Source organism: Paenarthrobacter sp. 22069 (genome assembly GCF_052046035.1).
Classification (GTDB): domain Bacteria; phylum Actinomycetota; class Actinomycetes; order Actinomycetales; family Micrococcaceae; genus Arthrobacter.
In genome coordinates, this window is the sequence record NZ_JBQEQF010000016.1 from 3,276 (window position 1) to 23,366 (window position 20,091).

Below are 20,091 nucleotides of genomic sequence, written 5' to 3' on the forward strand. Positions count from 1 at the left end.
ACAACACCACAACGCTGTCCCCAGGACAGCGAGTTGTAACCACACTAGTTTTCCCAACCCTCCGGGGTTCGGGTGAAAGGGTTACGGCGGTCATAGCGTGGGGGAAACGCCCGGTCCCATTCCGAACCCGGAAGCTAAGACCCACAGCGCCGATGGTACTGCACCCGGGAGGGTGTGGGAGAGTAGGTCACCGCCGGACACACATTACGAAGGGCCCTGACAAGGAATGTCAGGGCCCTTCGACTTTAACCACCAAACCCCGCCTGGCCCGCGCCGCCGGACGCTTCCTGCAGGCCGGGCTGTCACGGGTAGAGTATTCCCTCATGAGCAGCATCTTCAGCCACGCCCAGGACCCTTTCGGAGATGACGGCCACCCGGCAGCTGAACCCCTGGAGCCGGTGGTTAACACCGTCGTCGTCCCAGGGCCCGTAGCGCGCGCCTTCGCCGGCTTCACCGACCACACCCATCTGTGGTGGCCGCTGGAGCAGCACGGCGTCTACGGTGCCGGTTCGTATGTGGAGTTCGAAGAGAACCTCATCCTCGAGACAGCCGATGACGGCCGCACCAGCATCTGGGGAACCCTTGACGACTGGCAGCCCCCGCTGTCCTTCCACGCCACCTGGCACCCGGGAACTACAGCGCTGTGGTCAACTGAGCTGCTGGTGGTGTTCCGGGCCGTCGACGCGGGAACGGAGGTCCGGGTCTTCCATGAAGGATGGGAAGGCGCCGAGGACCCGGCTGCGGCCCGAACGGAGTATGTGGCTGCCTGGCCGGTGATCCTTGATAAGTTCGCACGGTTCATGGGCGCCGACGGATCTTCGGATGAGGTGACGCCGGACGCTATGCCCTAAGCCTGTTGATTGGACACCTTCGGCGGTACCATCTCCGGAGGTACAGCGGTGCTGTTCCGGATAACGAACTCCGTTGGATACTCCTGGTCCTGAACCGTAGCCGTAGCCGTGGCCTCCACGGCACCCGCCGCCGGGCCGCCGTCGGAATCCCGCCCCGTACCGCCCAGCAAAGCCAAAGCAGTCGCCGCCGCCAGCTTGCCTTGCCCCCTTGGATCCTGGCTGATGGTGGTGAGGCCAAACGTCTCCGCGAGTTCATGCCCGTCAATCCCCACCACTGAAAGATCCCGGGGCACCTGCAGGCCAAAGTCGCGGGCAGCCAGCATGATGCCCACCGCCATCTCATCGGAGGCCGCGAACACAGCGGTGGGACGTTCGGCAGTTGATCCCAGCAACCGCCTGCCGGCGGCGTAGGCCCCTTGAATGGTGAAGTCGGCAGTAGCGTGCCACTCCGGCCTGACCGTCAACCCTGCAGCCGCCATGGCGCCGGTAAAGCCCTTTTGCCGCAGCTGCGGGAGCTTGAAGTCCCGGTTCAAATCTGCGTCCCCGGTGATGTGGGCGATCCGGGTGTGCCCCAGCCCGATCAGGTGGCGCGTTGCCAGCGCGGCCAGGCCCTCATCGTCGATCCTGATAGTTGAAGCACCGGGCAGTGCGCCACCGATTCCGACGATGGGACGATGAACCGCCAGCAGCTGCCTGATTTCATCCCCGCTGAGTACCAGGGCCACCGCAATGACGGCATCCAGGCGTTTGCGGAGCAGGAAGTCGTTCAGGATGCTGCTGCGGCGGCCCGGCTGCTCGCCCACGTTGTACAGCGTAAGGTCGTAGCCTGCGTCCAGCAGGGTTTCCGACACCCCCTCCAGTACTGAGGAGAAGTACCAGCGCTGCACGTTGGGTAGCACCAGGCCGATGTTGTGGTTGCGGCCGGAAGCAAGGCTGGACGCGTGGTACGAAGGGACGAACCCAAGTTCGCGGGCCGCCTCCTGTGCCAGGCGGCGGCTGGCGGCCGAAACGTTCGACTTTCCGCTCAGCGCCCGCGACACCGTCGCCACTGACAAACCGGCCCGGCTGGCAACTTCTTTGATACCTGCCATGATCAGTGCGCCGGTGTGGGTTCCGCCCCAAGCTCGATCCACGCGGTCTCGCCGGAAGCGAGGGGACGGCCCGCCTCTGCCGGAAGGCTGCGGATCATGACGTGCCCGGCCGGCAGTTCCAGCGGCTCGTGGTTCAGGTTCATAAGCACCAGCGTAGTGCCGTTGAGGTAGCCCAGGGAGGACCCGGTGCACCACTGCTCGGCCCACGACAGTGATCCCCTGCCCAGGTCCAGTTCCCGCCGGCACGCCAGTGCGTCGCGGTAGAGGGACAGGTGCGACTCCGGTGACTCGGCCTGCACGTTCCGGGCCAACTCACCAAAAAAGGACGGAATGGGCAGCCATGGGTCGTTTCCGGCGCCAAAACCGAAGTGTGGTTCACCGGAATGCCAGGGCATCGGCACCCGGCAGCCGTCGCGGCCAAGCCGCTCTCCGCCCGTGCGGGCGAACGTGGGATCCTGGCGCAGGTGCCCGGGGATGTCAATGCCGTCCGGCAACCCCAGTTCCTCACCTTGGTAGAGGTAGGCGGCGCCGGGCAAACCCAGCATGAACAGGGAAGCGGCAGCCGCGCGGCGCCGGCCGAGTTCATGGTCCGGCTGCGGATCTGCCGGGCCAATGCCGTCGCCGTCACGCGGGCCAAGCCCGTTATACCCAAAGCGGCTGGCATGGCGGACGACGTCGTGGTTCGACAGTACCCATGTGCTGGGGGCGCCCACGCCATCCAGCACAGTCAGGGAGTCAGTGATCACCGAACGCAGCCGGTATACGTCCAGGCCTGCGTGGAGGTACGGGAAGTTGAATGCCTGGTGCATCTCGTCCGGCCGGACCCAGTGGGCCAACCGGTGCAGGTCTACACTTGCCTCCGCGCAGAGGATCCGGTCCGGTCCGTATCCGTCCAGGATCCGCCGCCAGTTGCGGTAGATGTCATGGACGGCGGGCTGGCCGAACATGGGTGCCTCGTGGCCGGGGAACCCGTCGCTGCTGCCGCCATCGGCGCGGCCGCCCCATGCCGGCAGGCCGGGGGCCTTCACCAGCGAGTGGGCCACGTCCACCCGGAAACCGGACACGCCGCGGTCCAGCCAGAAACGAAGCACGCGCTCAAACTCCGCGTGGACCGCCGGGTTGTCCCAGTTGAAGTCCGGCTGGGAGGAATCGAAGAGGTGCAGGTACCACTGGCCCGGGCGGCCGTCCACGCCGGCAATACGCGTCCATGCGGGTCCGCCGAAGTGGGACTGCCAGTTGTTGGGCGGTTCCGCTCCATCGGGTCCGGTTCCGTCCCGAAAGATGAACATCTCCCTTTCGGGGCTTCCGTCCGGTGCCGCGAGGGCCGCCTGGAAGGCTGGATGCTGGTCCGAGCAGTGGTTGGGTACGAGGTCGACGATGACACGCAGGCCGAGGCGGTGCGATTCAGCCATCATGACGTCGAAGTCTGCAAGCGTACCGAACATCGGATCGACATCGCAGTAATCGCTCACGTCGTAGCCGGCGTCCCGCTGCGGGGACCGGTAAAACGGGGACAGCCAGACGGCATCCACGCCCAGGTCTGCCAGGTGCGGGAGTTCCTGTGTGATTCCCGCGAGGTCTCCCACCCCGTCCCCATTCAGGTCACGGAACGACCGGGGATAAACCTGGTAGATCACGGCAGAGCGCCACCAGCCAGGTGCAGTATCGGCAGCATGGATGAGCGTCAGGGGACCAGCAACAGAGAAGGTGTCCTGGGTCACAGTATCGACAGACATGGGAGCCAGCATAGCCGCATGCCACCGCATTTATGAAAACGCTTCCATCAATGTTTCGCGCGGCCTCCACCGGGGCTGTCAGGATGGGCAAGAAGAAGTGGAAGCGATTGCACAGGTCTGGACGACGGGTCTCCGCCGCGGGACCCTAAACTGAAGAGGTGTGTCCGGGACAGATGGAGGACTTGTGGGAAGCATTGTTGATGAGCTGGAAACCATCCTGGCGCCGGGCCAGCTGGATGTAAGCGAGGTTTCCCTTCGCCGGTACGCAATCGACCAGGCACCCGTCATTGACTTCCAGCTTCCCTTGGCGGTGGTCTTCCCCGAATCCGTGGCTGACGTCCAGGCTGTGGTGAAGGCCTGTTCAGGCAGCGGTGTGGCAATCGTTCCCCGCGGCGCCGGCACGGGTGTGTCAGGCGGGGCGCATGCCACAAGGAACTGCATCATCCTGTCGCTGGAGCGGCTGGACCGGATCATTGCCCTACATCCGGAGGACGAGACTGCCGTAGTGGAACCCGGGGTGGTCAACGCGGTCCTCAACGAAGCCGCAGCCGAACACGGCCTCATGTACGCGCCGGACCCGGCCAGTTTCCGCAGCTCCACCATCGGCGGCAATGTTGCCACCAATGCAGGGGGCCTTCGCTGCGCCAAGTACGGGGTCACCAGGGACTCCGTACTGGCGCTCGACGTCGTCCTCGCCGACGGCTCACTCATCCACACCGGCCACCAGACCTTCAAGGGCGTGGCCGGGTATGACCTCACAGGCCTCTTCGTCGGCTCCGAAGGGACGCTCGGCATCGTCGTCGGAATCACCGTTCGGCTGAAGTACCTGCCCCGGGAAGTGCACACCGTGGCCGCGTTCTACCCGGACTTCCGGACGGCTGCCGCCGGCGTCCTCGCCGTTGGCAAGGCCCGCGTCCAGCCCGCCATCATGGAACTGCTCGACGGCGGGACCCTCGCCCAGCTCGATGACATCCACGGGTCCGACCTCACCGCCCGCGGCACATCGCTGCTGCTGGTCCAGACGGACGGGTTCGGGGCTGCCGCGGAGGCCGACGTGGTGCGACAGGTACTGGCCGCCGGCGGGGCCACGGTGACCACCGAGGCAAGCGCGGAAGCTGACCGGCTGGTGGAGCTCCGCCGTCACAGCAGGGGCACTGAGGTGGACGATGAGTACCGGGTCGGTGAGGACGTGGCGGTGCCCCGGTCCCGCCTGGTGGATTACGTCGCAGCGCTTGAAGCCATGGCAGACGCGCAGCGCGTGCACCTCAAAGTGGTGGCCCACGCCGGGGACGGCAACCTGCATCCCACCTTTTGGATCGACCGGAAGGGCGCAGATATTGATAAGGACGCCATGGAGCGGCTGCAGGTGGCGCTGGACGAATCCATTACGGTGGCCCTCTCCATGGGCGGCACCATCACGGGTGAGCACGGCGTAGGCCAGTACAAGCTGCGGTGGCTGGGCCAGGAGCAGCCGGAGCCCATCCGGGAGCTGCAGCGCAGGATCAAGGAACTGTTTGACCCTGCAGGGATACTCAACCCCGGAAAGGCGATCTAGGACTTAGTCGTCCGAGTCCGGATACTCGTCCGCGGTTTCATCAGCACCGTAGCGGGATTCCTCGTTTTCCACTTCGAGGATCTTCAGCAGCTCGGTGTCCGGGTTGAGCATGATCGCAGCCTCGTCCCGCCGGTGCCGGAGAATCGAGTCAATGTAGGACTGGACAGCCTCGGCCAGCGGGATGTGCCGCTCCTGCTTTTCGGACATGTACCAGCGGTGCTCCAGCACCTCGTGGACCACCTCGGCGTGCTCCAGCTTGCCGGACAGGTCGCGGGGGATGGCCCGTACGATGGGCTCGAAGATCTGGCTGACCCACAAGTGGGCGCTGTATTCCTCATCCATCTCAGGGTTGTTGTCCGCGCGGAACGAGTCCATGTCGTTGAGGAGGCGGCGTGCCTGGTTCTCCTGGGCGTCCAGGCCGGTGAGCCGCAGCAGCCGGCGCTGGTGGTGCCCGGCATCTACAACCTTGGGCTGCAGCTGGATCGTGGAGCCGTTTTGCGTGGTCTTGATGGCGTATTCCTCGACGTCGAAACCGAGGTCGTTCAGGCGCCGGATGCGCGCCCCCACGCGCCAGCGTTCACCCAATTCGAAGGATTCCTTCTCGGTGAGTTCCGTCCACAGCCGCCGGTAACTGTCCATGATCAGCTCACTGGTGGCCACAGGGTCAACCTTTTCCTCGATGAGGCCGCCGTCCAGGAGGTCCATGAGCTCGCCGGCAATGTTTACCCGGGCAATCTCCAGGTCGTACTCGCGCTGCCCCGTGGAGAGGTCCGGGTAGAGCTCACCCGTTTCGGCATCCACCAGGTAGGCGGCGAAGGCCCCGGCGTCCCGGCGGAACAGGGTGTTGGAAAGGGAAACGTCGCCCCAGTAGAAGCCGATGAGGTGCAGCCGCACCAGGAGCAGGGCCTGCGCGTCGATCAGGCGGGTGAGGGTGTCCTTGCGCAGCATCTGGGAAAAAAGCGCGCGGTAGGGCATGGAAAACTTCAGGTGCCGCGTCACCAGGACCGGGTTGAGCGGGCGCCCGTCGGGGGTGGTGCGGCCGGTGATCACCGCGACAGGTTCCACACACGGGACGTCCAGCCGGGCCAGCTTACGCAGCATGTGGTACTCGTGGCGGGCCACGTGTTCGGAGGTTTCCTTGATGGCGATGACCGAGCCACCCAGGTGGGCGAAACGCACGATGTGCCGCGAGATGCCGCGGGGGAGCGCTGCCAGGTACTGGGCCGGCCATTCTTCCAGGGCGATGTGCCAGGGCAGGTCCAGCAGTTCAGGATCCGCCGCTGCCGCCGTGATGTTCAGCGATGAGGCGACGGGGGCAGCCTTGTTGTCATCAGCGCTGGCCGCCACGAACCGGGGCAGCTTACCGATCTGGGCGTAGTCGGTGGGTTCGTCGTGCCACTGGGCGCTGTGTTCCTCGGTCATGGGTCAATTCTTCCGTACTCGGGTCGGGGCGCCTAAATCCTGGCCAGGCAGGAGTTAAAGGCCGACGGCGGCCCGCACCAAGGTGAAAAGGTGCGGGCCGCCGTTTAGTGCGTGGGTGGGTGGTCCCGGATTTCGACGGGCTCAACCACCGTTTGGGCGGTGGAGATCAGTCGCCCAGGCGCAGGCCGGTCTTGGTGTCGAACAGGTGCACGTGGCCCGACTGCGGACGAACATAGATGACCTCGCCCTTCATCGGAGGACGGCGGCCGTCGACGCGGGCCACGATGTCGTGGTCCTTGCCGTCAAGCGTGGTGTGGCCGTAGACGTAAGCGTCGGCACCGAGCTCTTCGACGACGTCGACCTCAACCTTCAGGCCTTCGCCGTGGGGGGCTGTTTCCAGGTCCTCCGGGCGGCTGCCCAGCGTGACCGTGGAGCCGTGGGCCCCTTCGAGGACGTCCCGCGGCACGGGGTACACGGTGCCGCCGAACTGAACGCCGCCGTCGACGACGGGAAGTTCCAGCAGGTTCATGGCGGGGGAACCGATGAAGCCGGCAACGAAGACGTTCTTCGGACGGTCGTAGAGGTTGCGCGGGGTGTCAACCTGCTGCAGCAGGCCGTCCTTCAGCACAGCCACGCGGTCACCCATGGTCATGGCCTCGACCTGGTCGTGCGTCACGTAGACGGTGGTGACACCGAGGCGGCGGGTCAGGGATGCGATCTGGGTACGGGTCTGGACGCGGAGCTTGGCGTCCAGGTTGGAGAGCGGCTCGTCCATGAGGAAGACCTGCGGGTTACGGACGATGGCGCGGCCCATGGCAACACGCTGGCGCTGGCCGCCGGAGAGTGCCTTCGGCTTGCGGTCCAGGTACTGCTCGAGGTCGAGGAGCTTGGCGGCTTCACGGACGCGCTCGGCGCGTTCTTCCTTGGAGACGCCGGCGATCTTGAGGGCGAAGCCCATGTTGTCGGCCACAGTCATGTGCGGGTACAGCGCGTAGTTCTGGAACACCATCGCGATGTCGCGGTCCTTCGGGGGAACATCGGTGACATCGCGGTCACCGATCAGAATGCGGCCTGCGTTGACGTCCTCGAGGCCTGCGAGCATGCGCAGGGAGGTGGACTTGCCGCAACCGGAGGGTCCAACGAGGACCAGGAATTCGCCATCGGCGATGTCGATGTTGAGCTTATCGACGGCGGGCTTATCTGTGCCAGGGTACAGGCGCGTAGCGTTATCAAAAGTAACTGTAGCCACAGTTATCAATCCCTTCACCGGCAGGTACGTGCCGGACGATCCGTTGTGAATGGTTCATGTTTATTCAGTTGTGTTCCTGCAAAGTGCTCCGCGGTTGGGCGCGGAGCACGGGATGACGCCGCACGCTTTGCTGTGCGCCACATCACACAAAGAGTATGCCAGAGCCTTCTCTTTTTAGCGCAAATGTTACGAACGTCACATGTGCCGCTGGCCACGTCCTATCCGGACGCGGCCTGCGGATCCTCCTCGGCAACGGCCACGCTCCGCGCCTGGAGCAGTGCTTCGAGCAGCTCCGCGATGTGGACCGGTGCTTCCACCCGGTACTGGGCCTGGGTGAAATCGAGGCCAACCTTGACCCCTACGTCGCCCGGTTCGAGCCGGGCAAAGGCGTCCTCGTCCGTCACGTCGTCCCCCGCGAACAGCACGGCGGTGGCGCCGGTGGCCTGCCGCAGGAACGTGACGCCTTCACCCTTTGAGGCATTAACCACCGAGGTCTCCAGGACCCGTTTGCCTTCTTTCAGGTACACGCCCTTGCGGTCCTGGAGCACTGACCGCGCGGCCAGCACGGCGTCCTCGGCCACGTCATCCCCGGCAAGGCGGGTGTGCAGGACAACGCCGGCGGGCTTGTCTTCCAGGGATGTGCCCGGAGCTTCCCGAACGATGGCCGCCAGTTCCGCCCGCACTTCTTGGAGGAGCGCTTTCTGGTCCTCGTCCAAAGCCAGTTCGGTGGAGCCCGGGCCCAGCCAGACTTCGGCCCCATGGCTCCCGATCAGGTGGGTGTCCACCGGCGGCGAAGCGACTTCGCGGAGGCTGGCGAGGGCACGGCCCGAGATGAGTGCCGTCGTCGTTCGTGGAAGAACGGCGAGGCCCGCGAATGCCGCAGCCGAGCGCGGAAGGGGCCGTGCGTCCTGCGCCCTGCCCACGATAGGGGCCATGGTGCCGTCAAAGTCCACGGCCACCAGCAGGTGCTCTGTGCCGGCTATCCGCCGAACCGCTTCGCGCAGTTCAGGGGAAAGCGCCAGCGGCGATTTGGCGTGGCGGCCCTCAGGAGTCATCGCGGACCACCTTTTCGTCCAGGGCACGCAGGAAGTCGGCGGACCAGTGGTCCACGTCGTGGTCCAGGATCTGCCGCCGCATTGACCGCATCCGCCGGGAGGCTTCGCGGGGGGTGAGCTCGACGGCGTTCATGATGGTGTTCTTGAGGCCGGTGATATCGTGCGGATTGACCAGGAGGGCCTGCTTGAGCTGGTCCGCCGCGCCGGCGAATTCACTCAGGACCAGCGCGCCGTCATTGTTGTTGCGGGCAGTGACGTACTCCTTGGCCACGAGGTTCATTCCGTCGCGCAGGGCAGTAACCAGCATGACGTCCGCGGCCAGGTACAGCGCCACCATCTCCTCCACCGGATAGCTGTGGTGCAGGTAGCGGACGGCGGTGTTTTCGATGGTGTCATAGGTGCCGTTGATATGGCCCACAGTGCCCTCGACCTCTTCGCGGAGCAGCCTGTACTGTTCTACGCGCTCGCGGCTCGGGGAGGCCACCTGGATCAGGGTCGCATCGCCCACCGTGAGTCGCCCGTCCGCCAGGAGCTCTTCGAAGGCCTTGAGCCGGTGGCGGATGCCTTTGGTGTAGTCCAGCCGGTCCACGCCGAGCAGGATGGTCTTGGGGTTGCCCAGGTCCTGCCGGATCTGCCGGGCGCGTTCGATGATGTCGGGCCTGGCGGCCAGCTCGGTGATCTGCTTGACGTCAATGGAGATGGGGAAGGCCTGGGCCCGGGCAATGTGCGTGAGCTTGCCGTTGTGGTCCTTGACGTGTACCTGCTGCTGCTTGACGCTGGCGCCGAGGAACCGGCGGGCGGAGCGCATGAAGTTGCCGGCATCGCTGACCCGCTGGAAGCCCACCAAGTCAGCGCCGAGCAGGCCGTCGATGATGGCCTGCCGCCACGGGAGCTGGGCAAAGATTTCCGGCGGCGGGAACGGTATGTGGTTGAAGAACCCGATGCGCAGGTCCGGCCGGGCCTCGCGGAGCATCCGCGGTACAAGCTGCAGCTGGTAGTCCTGGACCCATACCGTGGCGCCGTGGTCCGCGTAGCGCACCACGGCGTCGGCGAACCGCCGGTTGACCTTCCGGTAGGCGTCCCACCAGGTCCGGTGGAATTCCGGCGGCGCAATGACGTCGTGGTACAGGGGCCAGAGGGTGGCGTTCGAAAAGCCCTCGTAATAAAGCTCCACATCGTCTGTGCTGAGCTGGACTGGGACGAGGTCCATGCCGCCATGGCTGAACGGCTTCACGGTTTCGTCCGGCGCTCCGTGCCACCCGACCCAGGCGCCGTCGGTCTTGGTCATCATGGGGGCGAGCGCGGTCACCAGGCCGCCGGGGGAGCGGCGCCAGCCGGACCCGTCATCACTGTCATCCGCCGGCGCCACGCGGTCGACCGGCAGCCTGTTCGAGACCACCATGAAGTCGTATTTGGTGTGGCCTGCGTGGCTGGAAGCGGAGTGGCCGGCCGTTGCCGTGCCGGCGGGTTTTTCCTGGACAGGTGTTTGCATTGCGGCCCCCTGGGGTTGCTTGTGCCTCTAAGCCACCCTAGTCGGACGGAATCATCGGGGCTATTCGTCCGTTGGTCAACCCGGGGAATGGTTGAAACCGCAAGCTCCCAGTTTTCTCCCCTAAAATGTTTGGGGTGCCACCAAGTGGTCCCCCTTCGTCGACCGACCCAAGGAACTCATGAGCCCCGCAAACGAAGTACGTAAGTCCAAGGCTGAGCGAACCGCGGAGGCGCGGGAAAAGGCGCGCCTGATCCGGGAAGAGCAGTTAAAGAAGGACAAGCGCAACAAGCTGCTGATCGGTTGGGGCATCGTTGCAGCCGTGGTGGCCATCCTGGTGGTCGTGGCCCTTGTGGTGACCAGCAGCATGAAGCAGAACGCCCCGGCTGCGGAGCAGGGGCCCACCCCGGCCAACGCCAACGTCCACGGCGGCGTAACCCTGCTGGCCAACACGGATGTGGCCAAAACGGAGCCGGCCACCGTGGATGCGGCATCCCTCGGGGACGCCCCGAAGACTCCGCCCGCTGAAGTGGTGGCTCCCGGTGCTGAGGCGGAGGCCGGCAAGCCGGTCAAGGTGGTCCTCTACGTCGACTTCATCTGCCCCGTCTGCAAGAACTTCGAGACGCAGTACAACGACCAGCTCACCTCCCTTCGCAACGACGGCAAGATCACCCTTGAGTACCGGCCCCTGGGCTTCCTGGACAGCCGGTCCACCACCAACTACTCGTCCCGCGCGGCCAATGCGGCAGCCTGCGTGGCCAACACGGCTCCGGAGAAGTACGCCGATTATTTCAACGCCCTGTACGCCCAGCAGCCCGCAGAAGGCAGCGCCGGCCTCTCCGACAACGACCTGAAGAAGATGGCCTCCGACATGGGCGTCAACATTGGTTCCTGCGTGGATGACAAGACCTACCGTCCATACGTGAAGTACACGACGAAGGAAGCCGCAGCCATTGGCGTCACTGGCACCCCAACGGTGTTCGTCGACGGCAAGCAGTGGGGCAAGGGCGACAGCGCCCAGACCCCGTTCCCCGATTTCCTGCAGGCCGCGATCGCAGCCAAGGGCTAAGAACCAGCAGCAGGCAAGGGCCCGTTCCGGATGGTATCCGGGGCGGGCCCTTGCCTAATTCGGCGCCGGTCCCGCGGCGTTTTTACGCCCGGGGGGAGTTGGGCTAACCTTATCTAGCGCCTTCACGGTGCCTGCCCCAGGGGCACGCCTCCTTAGCTCAGTTGGCCAGAGCACCGCTCTTGTAAAGCGGGGGTCGTCGGTTCGAATCCGACAGGGGGCTCTCAACAACCTCCGGGTCTAAGCTGGATCCATCCGAATGATCAGCGTGCTGACTAAAGGAGGATGGGTGCCATGCCCAAGACCGGCAGGAACGATCATGCCCGCAAGGACGAAATTCCCTCGACCCTGCAGCGTTCTGAACAGAAGGCCCAGGACACGTTCGCCAAGACCTATGATTCGGCCCTTGAGTCCTACGACCACGACGAACAACGGGCTGCCCGCGCGGCGTACGCCTCGCTGAAGCACAGCTACGAGAAGGTGGGCGACCACTGGGAGCCCAAGGAGAAACGCGGCCCGTCCGACGAGCGTGCGGAGCAGGGCGTCCGCTCATCCGCATCCACCGCCGGCGGCGTGGATGCCAACGCCTCCAAGGAACACCTGTACAAGCTGGCCAAGGAACTGGACGTCAAGGGCAGGTCGAAGATGGACAAGGAGCAACTGGTCAAGGCGCTCCAAAAAGCCAACGACGCCGCTACCCGAAAAGCCCGCAGCAAATAGCCTCCGCTCTTGCCGTCCTGCCCGCCAGGGTGTCGAATCAGAGGACACATCCGGTCCGGTCGGCGATGATGCCAGGAGGTTCCAATGTCGGTGAAAAGCACCCGGGAGTCAGCGCGGGCGGCAGGCGGCAGGAACGGGCCTGATGCGAAGCGCGCCGACCAGGCCGCCGGCATCGCTGCCCAGGACCCGGCACGGATCCGGAATGTGGCTTTGGTGGGGCACTCCGGCGCCGGGAAAACGATGCTGGTCGAGGCGCTCCTGGCAGCCAACGGCATGATCACCCGCAAGGGCTCCATCGCAGACGGCACGACAGTGGGTGATTCGGATCCCGCGGCTGTGCACCAGCAGCGGTCCGTCACGTTGTCCCTGGTGCCGCTGGTGGTGGATGACATCAAGGTGAACCTGCTGGACACGCCGGGGTACCCGGACTTCATCGGCGAGCTGCGCGCAGGGCTCCGGGCATCCGACGCCGCGCTGTTCGTGGTGTCCGCCGTGGACGGAATTGATGCGACCACCACCGCGCTGTGGGGCGAGTGTGAGCACATGAGGTTGCCACGCGCCGTCGTGATCACCCGGATGGACCACCCGCGGGCAAATTACGACGCCGCCCTGGCCGCCTGCCAGAAAGCGTTCGGCGACGGCGTCCTGCCCCTGTGCGTCCCGGTGCGGACAGGGGGCGAGGCCACCGGCCTGCTGGGACTGCTCGCGCAGGAAGTAACGGTCTATTCCAGCGGGGACGCCGCACCTGAAGTCCGCGCCGCGGAGGCGGACGAACGGGAGGAGGCCGGAATGGCCAGGGGTGCCCTCATCGAGGGCATCATCGCTGAAAGCGAGGACGAGACGCTGATGGACCGCTACCTGGAAGGCGGGGACATCGACACCGCAGCACTGGCTGCCGACCTGGAGACCGCCGTCGCCCGCGGTTCCTTCTTTCCCGTGCTGCCCACGTCCGCCGTCACCGGACTGGGCACGGCGGAACTTCTTGACCTGCTGGTGCGCGCCTTCCCCGCGCCAGTGGAACGCAGCTTGCCGGACGCCGCCGGCCTTTCGGGGGAGCCGGCCGGAAGCCTGGCCTGCGATCCGTCCGGTCCGCTGGCCGCCGAGGTGGTGCGAACCTCCAACGATCCCTTTCTGGGCCGCATCTGTCTGGTCAGGGTCTTTTCCGGGACCCTGCGCGAGGATTCGCCCGTCCATGTGGGCGGCCACGGCCTGGCCGACCGAGGCCACCAGGACCACGACACCGACGAACGCGTGACCCACATCTACTCCCCGCTGGGCGCCACCCTTCGCCCCGTTCCCTACTGTGTGGCAGGGGACATGTGCGCCCTGGCAAAACTGGGCAGCGCTGAAACCGGGGACACCATTTCCGCGCGGGAGAACCCGCTCCTGCTGGCCACCTGGGAGATGCCGGAACCCCTGCTGCCGGTCGCGGTGGAAGCCGATTCCCGCAGTGACGAGGACGCCCTGGCGCGCAGCCTGGGGCGGATTGCCGCCGGGGACCCCACCCTGCGCGTGGACAGGAATGCCGAAACGCACCAGCTGGTGCTGTGGTGCATGGGTGAAGCCCACGCGGAGGTGGTCCTGGACCGGCTGCGGGAACAGGGCGTGAAGCTCCATACTGTGGACGTGGTGACCCCGCTGCGGGAGACCTTCGCCGCCCCCGCCACGGGCCACGGGCGCCACGTCAAACAGTCCGGCGGCCACGGCCAGTATGCGGTGTGCGACATCGAGGTGGAACCGCTGGACCGGGGCGGCGGCTTCGAATTCGTGGACAAGACGGTTGGCGGGGTCATCCCCGGAACCTTCATCCCGTCCATCGAAAAGGGCATCCGGGCGCAGATGGATAAGGGGGTTTCGGCTGGCTTCCCGGTGGTCGATCTGCGCGTGACCCTGGTGGGCGGCAAGGCCCACAGCGTGGATTCCTCCGATGCCGCCTTCCAGGCGGCCGGCGCCCTGGCCCTGCGCGAAGCCGCGGCGGCGGGGAAGATCCAACTGCTGGAACCGGTGTCGACAGTGTCCATCATGGTTGCCGATGAACATGTGGGCACGGTGATGAGTGACCTGTCCGGCCGCCGCGGGCGCCTCACCGGCACCACCTCGTCGGGGGAGGGGCTCACTGAGATCAGCGCCGAGGTCCCGGACCAGGAACTCCTGCGGTATGCAGTGGAACTGCGCGCCCTGACCGCCGGCACGGGACGCTTCCGCCGGCAGTACCTGCGCCACGATCCCGTCCCGCCAAACTTCAGCCCGTCCTGATCCGGCCGGGCAGGAACAGCTCCAAAGAGCGCCGCGCAGTGAACGCCGCAGCACGAAGGATCCAGCGTATCTACCTGACGCTGACGCTGGGAAACACCCTCGCGGCGTCGTTCATTTGGGGCATCAATACGCTGTTCCTCCTCGACGCCGGGCTGGACAACCTGGAGGCGTTCGCCGCCAATGCCTTCTTCACGGCAGGGATGGTGCTCTTCGAGGTACCCACCGGGGTGGTCGCGGACAGCTGGGGCCGCCGCGCGTCCTTCCTGCTGGGCACCGTGACCCTGGCCGGGGCCACCTACCTTTACTATCTGCTGTGGCAGCTGTCTGCGCCGTTCTGGTGGTGGGCCGCGGTGTCTGCGTTGCTGGGCCTGGGCTTCACGTTCTTCTCCGGAGCTGTGGAAGCCTGGCTGGTGGACGCGCTGCACTTTTCGGGCTACGACGGCGGCCTGGAAGCGGTGTTGGGCCGGGGCCAGATGGTGTCCGGCATCGCCATGCTGGCCGGTTCGGTGGCGGGCGGGGTGATCGCGCAGGCAACAAACCTGGGCGTGCCGTTCCTGCTGCGCGTCGGGGTCCTGGTGGCCATGTTCGCCGTGGCTTTCCTGCTGATGCACGACGTCGGCTTCACACCGGAGCGTTCGGCCCACCCGCTGCAGGCCACCCGTGCCGTGCTTCGCGCGTCGGTGGAGGGCGGCCTGGGGAATCCGCCGGTCCGGTTCATGATGCTGGCCGCCCCGTTCACCGAAGGCGTTGCCTTCTACGTCTTCTATGCCCTGCAGCCTTACCTGCTGCAGCTCTTCGGCGACCCCAAGGCCTACTCCATCGCCGGCCTGGCAGCTGCCATCGTTGCGGGCGCCGATATCCTGGGCGGATTCCTGGCCCCGCTGGTCCGGAAGCTGGTCCGCCGGCGCACCACCGTGCTGATCGTTTCCACCATCACCAGTTCGGTGGTCCTGGTGGTGCTCCTGGCCACCAACATCTTTTGGCTGGCCCTGGTGCTCCTGGCGCTGTGGGCCGTGGTTGCCTCAGCCGGCACGCCGGTGCGCCAGGCCTACCTGAATGACATGATCGCCTCGAAGCAGCGGGCGACGGTCCTGAGCTTCGCCTCGCTCATGGGATCGAGCGGGGGAGTGGTGGTGCAGCCCGTGCTGGGCCGGGCCGCCGACATCTACGGCTATCCCGCCTCACTGGCCATGGGCGGTGCCATCCAGGTGCTGGCCGCGCCTTTCATCCTGTTGAGCCGGCGGCGACGTGCGCCGGCGGNAGCGGGGCGGCCGCCCCCTGAACCTCAGGTACCGAACGGCGGGCCCGTAACACGAAGGCTCCCGGGCCCCGGACGTGTGTGTGTCCAGCGCTCCGGGAGCCTTCAGGGCGTGCGGTGCGGTCCTGCCGACTTGACGGGGCCTACTTAATGCCGGCCTCGACCGTTTCACTGGGCGCCGGGGCAGGTTTCTCCTCGGCAGGCGGTGGGGAGGTCTTCAGCTTGAAGCGCTTCCCCAGCTCGCCACCGCCGCCACTGCGGTTCTTGTTGAAGATGTCGAAACCGACGGCGACCAGGAGCACCAGGCCCTTGATGAGCTGCTGGTAGTCCGTGCCGAGGCCCAGGATGGACATGCCGTTGTTGAGCACACCCATGATGAGGCCACCGATCATGGCCCCCGCGACCGTTCCAATGCCGCCCGTGACGGCGGCGCCGCCGATGAAGGCTGCGGCGATCGAATCCAGCTCGAAGCCAGTTCCACCGGCCGGCTGTGCCGAGTTGAGCCTGGCGGTGAAGACCAGCCCGGCCAATGCCGAGAGGACGCCCATGTTCACGAAGAGCCGGAACGTGACGGCCTTGGTCTTGATTCCGGAGAGTTCGGCGGCGTGGAGGTTGCCGCCGATGGCGTAGGTGTGCCGGCCGAAGACGCTGTTGTTCATCAGTGCGGTGTAGGCGATCACCAGTGCTGCCAGGACCACCAGGACGATCGGGGTGCCGCGGTAGGACGCGAGCAGGAACGTGATGATGAGCATGAGCAGCGCGGTGAAGGCGGTCTTGATGACGAACCAGACCAGGGGCTCGCTTTCGAGGTCGAACTTCCGGCGGATGCGCCGTTCCTTCAGGGCCTGGATCAGCAAGGCTGCCGTGGCACCGACGCCCAGGATGACGGTGAGCCATTCCAGGACGGAGGTGCCGCCGGAAATATCCGGAAGGAATCCACCGCCCAGGGCCCGGAGCTCGGCCGGGAAGGGGGTGATCTGCTGGTTCTTCAGCGTGATGAGCGTCAGGCCGCGGAAGATCAGCATGCCCGCCAGAGTGACGATGAAGGCCGGGATGCCGACGTACGCGATCCAGTAACCCTGCCAGGCCCCGACCAGGGCGCCGACCAACAGGCACGCGGGGATCGCGGCCCACCAGGGCCAGCCCCAGTGGACGATCATGACGCCGGCAACGGCGCCGATGAATCCCGCCACCGATCCGACGGAAAGATCGATGTGGCCCGCGATGATCACCATGACCATGCCGATGGCGAGGATGAGGATGTAGCTGTTCTGGACCACCAGGTTGGTGACGTTCTGCGGTTCAAGCAGGATTCCGCCCGTCAGTCCCTGGAACAGCAGGACGATCAGGATCAGGGCTACGAAGATGCCAACCTGGCGGAGGCGGCTTGTGAGGAATCCGAGCGATTCTCGTAAGGCGGACATTTCGCTATTCCTTCTCTTTGGTCATGTAGTGCATCAGGGTTTCCTGGGTGGCCTCGGCGATGGGAACTTCACCAGTGATGTGGCCGGCCGCGAGGGTGTAGATGCGGTCGCAGATTCCCAGGAGCTCGGGAAGCTCCGAGGAAATGACGATCACCGCTTTTCCTTCGGCCGCGAGTTTGGCGATGATCGTGTAGATCTCGTATTTGGCGCCGACATCGATCCCGCGGGTGGGTTCGTCGAGGATGAGCACGTCAGGATCTGAGAACATCCATTTGCTCAGCACCACCTTTTGCTGGTTGCCGCCGGAAAGCTTTCCGGTAATGGCGGCAACCGAAGGCGCCTTGATGTTCATGCTCTTCCGGTAGCCGTTGGCCACGACGGTTTCCTGGTTCTTGTCTACAAAACCGCGTTTGGCGAGCTTGCCCAGCGCCGCAAGGGAGATGTTGCGCTTGATGTCCTCGATGAGGTTCAGGCCATAATGCTTGCGGTCCTCCGTGGCGTACGCGATGCCGTGCCGGATGGCGTCGGAGACGGTGGCGGTGTTGATTTCCTCGCCGTATTTGTAGACCTTGCCTGAGGTGGCGGTGCCGTAGGTGCGGCCGAAGACGCTCATGGCAAGTTCGGTGCGCCCGGCGCCCATGAGGCCGGCCAGGCCCACCACTTCGCCTTTCCTGACGTGCAGGTTGGCATTGTTGACCACCATGCGGGTGTGGTCCTGGGGGTGGCGCACGGACCAGTCCTCAATCCGAAGGACTTCTGCGCCGATGTTCGGCTCGCGGTCCGGGTAGAGGCTCTCCAGGTCCCTGCCCACCATCCCGCGGATGATCCGTTCCTGGGTGATCTGGCCTTCGTCGAGGCGCAGGGTCTCGATGGTCCTGCCGTCGCGGATGATGGTGACGGCGTCGGCCACCTTGCGGATTTCGTTGAGTTTGTGGCTGATGATGATGCTGGTGACGCCTTGGCCCTTCAAGTGGAGGATCAGGTCCAGCAGGTGGCTGGAATCCTCGTCGTTGAGCGCGGCCGTGGGCTCGTCCAGGATCAGCAGCTTCACTTCCTTGGAGAGCGCCTTGGCGATTTCCACCAACTGCTGCTTGCCCACGCTGATGTGCTGCACCGGCGTGACCGGGTTTTCGTCCAGGCCCACGCGGGCCAGCAGCTTTGCTGCCTCCAGGTTCGTCTTGCGCCAGTCCACCCATCCGTTGGTGGCCTGTTCGTTCCCGAGGTAGATGTTCTCGGCGATTGACAGGAACGGGCTCAGTGCCAGTTCCTGGTGGATGATCACGATTCCGCGCTTTTCGCTGTCCGAAATGCTGGAGAAGTTGCAGGCCTCGTTCTCGAAGAGGATGTCCCCCTCGAAGGTGTTGTGTGGATAGACGCCGGACAACACCTTCATGAGGGTTGATTTGCCGGCTCCGTTTTCTCCGCAGATGGCGTGGACTTCTCCACGGTTTACATCCAGGGTGACGTCCTGCAGCGCCTTCACGCCGGGAAACGTCTTGGTGATTCCTCGCATCTGAAGAATGGGTGTGTTCATCGTCAATTCCCACTGACTGGTCGAAGCTTGGCCTTGCTGCTGCTGCAGGAGGCTGCGGGAGGGCTGTGGNTCCGGCCACAGCCACAGACACCGACTACTTGACGTCGGCGTCGCTGTAGTAACCCGAGTCGATCAGTTCCTTCTTGTAGTTGTCCTTGGTGATGATCACGGACTTCAGCAGGAAGGCCGGAACAACTTTGACCTTGTTGTTGTAGGTCTTGGTGTCATTGGTTTCCGGTTCCTGGCCCTTGAGGACAGCGTCAACCATCTTGACCGCCTGCGCGCCGAGCTGGCGCGTGTCCTTGAAGATGGTTGAGTACTGCTCGCCGGCGATGATGGACTTGACGGAGCCCTTCTCAGCATCCTGGCCAGTGACCACGGGCAGGCTTCCCTTGGCGTAGCCGCCGGTGCTGGTGAGGGCCGAGATAATGCCGATGGACAGGCCGTCGTACGGGGAGAGCACACCGTTCAGCTTGGTGCCGGAGCTGTAGGCGGAGGTGATGATGTCCTCCATGCGCTTCTGCGCCACGGGTGCCTGCCACCGCAGGATTGCGGCCTGCTCAAACTTGGTCTGGCCGCTGGGGACCTTCAGGGTGCCGGCATCCATGAACGGCTTCAGGGTGTCCATGGCGCCGGTCCAGAAGAAGTTGGCGTTGTTGTCGTCGGGGCTGCCGGCGAAAAGTTCGACGTTGAAGGGGCCCTTGCCCTCCACCTTCTTGCCGCTGGCATCGAGGAGGCCCAGGCCGGTCAGCAGCGACGTGGCCTGCTGGACACCCACCGTGTAGTTGTCGAAGGTGGTGTAGTAGTCCACGTTCGCCGTGCCGTTGATGAGGCGGTCGTATGCGATGACCTTGACGTTCTGCTCCTTGGCCTTGGCCAGGACGTCGGTCAGGGTGGTGCCGTCGATGGCGGCGATGATCAGGGCCTTGGCGCCCTTGGTCAGCATGTTCTCAATCTGCGACACCTGGGTGGGGATGTCGTCGTTGGCGAACTGGAGGTCAGTCTTGTACCCGAGGTCCTTCAGGGACTTTTCCACGTTGGCGCCGTCGGCAATCCAGCGCTCGGACGTCTGCGTGGGCATCGAGATGCCAACCAGTGAATCGCTTGGCTTCGCCGTACCGCTGGACTCACTGGCTCCGCCGCGGGCGCCGCAACCGGTGGCGCCCACCGTCAGGGCGAGGACAAGGGCCACCGCGCCCATGAGTTTTTTGATTCTCACCATAATCTCCTTCCGCGGCAGCACTGCCGCGAAGTGTTGTTGGACCTGAAAGCAGCGATGCTCGTGGTCCTGGCCACATGGTTGATGTGTCGGTTCAATATAGACTGATTTGTGAACGCTAACAAGAGCAGGCTCCCAGAATGTTCCAAACTGTTGCAGGTTCATT

At 65.1% G+C, this 20,091-nt stretch carries 15 protein-coding genes, 1 tRNA gene and 1 rRNA gene; 8 read left to right on the forward strand and 9 right to left on the reverse strand.

From position 1 onward, the window contains the following. Positions 1–82: 82 nt before the first annotated feature. Positions 83–199, forward strand: a 5S ribosomal RNA gene (gene rrf / locus ACTJK0_RS13985). A gap of 124 nt (positions 200–323) precedes the next feature. Beyond that, complete coding sequence (locus ACTJK0_RS13990) at positions 324–851, forward strand: hypothetical protein (protein WP_440745567.1); 528 nt, start codon at positions 324–326, stop codon at positions 849–851. Here the strand turns inward: ACTJK0_RS13990 and ACTJK0_RS13995 are convergent. Continuing rightward, positions 848–1,942 (reverse strand): LacI family DNA-binding transcriptional regulator, encoded by a 1,095-nt coding sequence (locus ACTJK0_RS13995; RefSeq protein ID WP_440745568.1) that lies wholly within the window; start codon positions 1,940–1,942, stop codon positions 848–850. The genes ACTJK0_RS13990 and ACTJK0_RS13995 overlap by 4 nt on opposite strands. 2 nt (positions 1,943–1,944) lie before the next feature. Then, positions 1,945–3,678: a glycoside hydrolase family 13 protein gene (locus tag ACTJK0_RS14000; protein WP_440745569.1), complete on the reverse strand. Its 1,734-nt coding sequence runs from the start codon at positions 3,676–3,678 to the stop codon at positions 1,945–1,947. 184 nt (positions 3,679–3,862) lie between these two features. Here ACTJK0_RS14000 and ACTJK0_RS14005 point away from each other — a divergent pair, with 184 nt between their 5' ends. After that, complete coding sequence (locus ACTJK0_RS14005; protein WP_440745570.1) at positions 3,863–5,233, forward strand: FAD-binding oxidoreductase; 1,371 nt, start codon at positions 3,863–3,865, stop codon at positions 5,231–5,233. A 3-nt stretch (positions 5,234–5,236) separates the two neighbouring features. On the opposite strand, the gene ACTJK0_RS14010 is transcribed toward ACTJK0_RS14005, so the two are convergent. From ACTJK0_RS14010 to ACTJK0_RS14025, 4 genes are all read right to left on the reverse strand, one after another. Next, the gene (locus tag ACTJK0_RS14010; RefSeq protein ID WP_440745571.1) at positions 5,237–6,655 is read right to left on the reverse strand and encodes a DUF4032 domain-containing protein; all 1,419 of its coding nucleotides are present in this window, start codon (positions 6,653–6,655) and stop codon (positions 5,237–5,239) included. Between the two features lie 166 nt (positions 6,656–6,821). Then, positions 6,822–7,904, reverse strand: coding sequence for an ABC transporter ATP-binding protein (locus ACTJK0_RS14015; protein WP_110544020.1), 1,083 nt, complete (start codon positions 7,902–7,904; stop codon positions 6,822–6,824). A 218-nt stretch (positions 7,905–8,122) separates the two neighbouring features. Further along, positions 8,123–8,959 carry a trehalose-phosphatase gene (otsB, locus tag ACTJK0_RS14020; protein ID WP_440745572.1) on the reverse strand — a complete coding sequence of 279 codons (837 nt, stop codon included), beginning with the start codon at positions 8,957–8,959 and terminating at the stop codon, positions 8,123–8,125. Beyond that, positions 8,949–10,451: an alpha,alpha-trehalose-phosphate synthase (UDP-forming) gene (locus ACTJK0_RS14025; RefSeq protein ID WP_440745573.1), complete on the reverse strand. Its 1,503-nt coding sequence runs from the start codon at positions 10,449–10,451 to the stop codon at positions 8,949–8,951. The genes otsB and ACTJK0_RS14025 overlap by 11 nt, the downstream gene beginning before the upstream one ends. A gap of 178 nt (positions 10,452–10,629) precedes the next feature. Between ACTJK0_RS14025 and ACTJK0_RS14030 the strand changes: the two genes are divergently transcribed. The 5 genes from ACTJK0_RS14030 to ACTJK0_RS14050 all read left to right on the forward strand — a co-directional run bounded on the left by ACTJK0_RS14030 (position 10,630) and on the right by ACTJK0_RS14050 (position 15,899). After that, entirely contained in the window at positions 10,630–11,517 is an 888-nt protein-coding gene (locus tag ACTJK0_RS14030; protein WP_440745574.1) for a DsbA family protein, read from the forward strand. Positions 11,518–11,663: 146 nt separating this feature from the next. Next, positions 11,664–11,737, forward strand: a tRNA-Thr gene (locus ACTJK0_RS14035). Between the two features lie 71 nt (positions 11,738–11,808). Then, positions 11,809–12,234, forward strand: a complete 426-nt coding sequence (locus ACTJK0_RS14040) for a ChaB family protein (protein ID WP_110544059.1) — start codon at positions 11,809–11,811, stop codon at positions 12,232–12,234. An 84-nt stretch (positions 12,235–12,318) separates the two neighbouring features. Beyond that, a complete protein-coding gene (locus ACTJK0_RS14045) occupies positions 12,319–14,490 on the forward strand; it encodes an elongation factor G-like protein EF-G2 (protein ID WP_440745575.1) in 2,172 nt (723 codons plus the stop codon). 38 nt (positions 14,491–14,528) lie between these two features. Then, positions 14,529–15,899 (forward strand): MFS transporter, encoded by a 1,371-nt coding sequence (locus ACTJK0_RS14050; RefSeq protein WP_440745576.1) that lies wholly within the window; start codon positions 14,529–14,531, stop codon positions 15,897–15,899. On the opposite strand, the gene mmsB is transcribed toward ACTJK0_RS14050, so the two are convergent. The 3 genes from mmsB to chvE form a co-directional block, all read right to left on the reverse strand. Continuing rightward, positions 15,892–17,172 (reverse strand): multiple monosaccharide ABC transporter permease, encoded by a 1,281-nt coding sequence (gene mmsB, locus ACTJK0_RS14055; protein ID WP_440745577.1) that lies wholly within the window; start codon positions 17,170–17,172, stop codon positions 15,892–15,894. The two genes, ACTJK0_RS14050 and mmsB, sit on opposite strands and share 8 nt — an antisense overlap. Positions 17,173–17,176: 4 nt before the next feature. Next, entirely contained in the window at positions 17,177–18,706 is a 1,530-nt protein-coding gene (gene mmsA / locus ACTJK0_RS14060; RefSeq protein WP_110544009.1) for a multiple monosaccharide ABC transporter ATP-binding protein, read from the reverse strand. A 94-nt stretch (positions 18,707–18,800) separates the two neighbouring features. Then, entirely contained in the window at positions 18,801–19,928 is a 1,128-nt protein-coding gene (gene chvE, locus ACTJK0_RS14065) for a multiple monosaccharide ABC transporter substrate-binding protein (protein WP_181422471.1), read from the reverse strand. Between the last annotated feature and the right edge of the window lie 163 nt (positions 19,929–20,091).

What these genes read in the sequence shown, in the direction of transcription:
- ACTJK0_RS13990 (WP_440745567.1), top strand. Translation starts at nt 324, where the DNA reads ATGAGCAGCATCTTCAGCCACGCCCAGGACCCTTTCGGAGATGACGGC.
- ACTJK0_RS13995 (WP_440745568.1), bottom strand. Translation starts at nt 1,942, where the DNA reads ATGGCAGGTATCAAAGAAGTTGCCAGCCGGGCCGGTTTGTCAGTGGCG.
- ACTJK0_RS14000 (WP_440745569.1), bottom strand. Translation starts at nt 3,678, where the DNA reads ATGTCTGTCGATACTGTGACCCAGGACACCTTCTCTGTTGCTGGTCCC.
- ACTJK0_RS14010 (WP_440745571.1), bottom strand. Translation starts at nt 6,655, where the DNA reads ATGACCGAGGAACACAGCGCCCAGTGGCACGACGAACCCACCGACTAC.
- otsB (WP_440745572.1), bottom strand. Translation starts at nt 8,959, where the DNA reads ATGACTCCTGAGGGCCGCCACGCCAAATCGCCGCTGGCGCTTTCCCCT.
- ACTJK0_RS14025 (WP_440745573.1), bottom strand. Translation starts at nt 10,451, where the DNA reads ATGCAAACACCTGTCCAGGAAAAACCCGCCGGCACGGCAACGGCCGGC.
- ACTJK0_RS14030 (WP_440745574.1), top strand. Translation starts at nt 10,630, where the DNA reads ATGAGCCCCGCAAACGAAGTACGTAAGTCCAAGGCTGAGCGAACCGCG.
- ACTJK0_RS14040 (WP_110544059.1), top strand. Translation starts at nt 11,809, where the DNA reads ATGCCCAAGACCGGCAGGAACGATCATGCCCGCAAGGACGAAATTCCC.
- ACTJK0_RS14045 (WP_440745575.1), top strand. Translation starts at nt 12,319, where the DNA reads ATGTCGGTGAAAAGCACCCGGGAGTCAGCGCGGGCGGCAGGCGGCAGG.
- mmsB (WP_440745577.1), bottom strand. Translation starts at nt 17,172, where the DNA reads ATGTCCGCCTTACGAGAATCGCTCGGATTCCTCACAAGCCGCCTCCGC.
- mmsA (WP_110544009.1), bottom strand. Translation starts at nt 18,706, where the DNA reads ATGAACACACCCATTCTTCAGATGCGAGGAATCACCAAGACGTTTCCC.
- chvE (WP_181422471.1), bottom strand. Translation starts at nt 19,928, where the DNA reads ATGGTGAGAATCAAAAAACTCATGGGCGCGGTGGCCCTTGTCCTCGCC.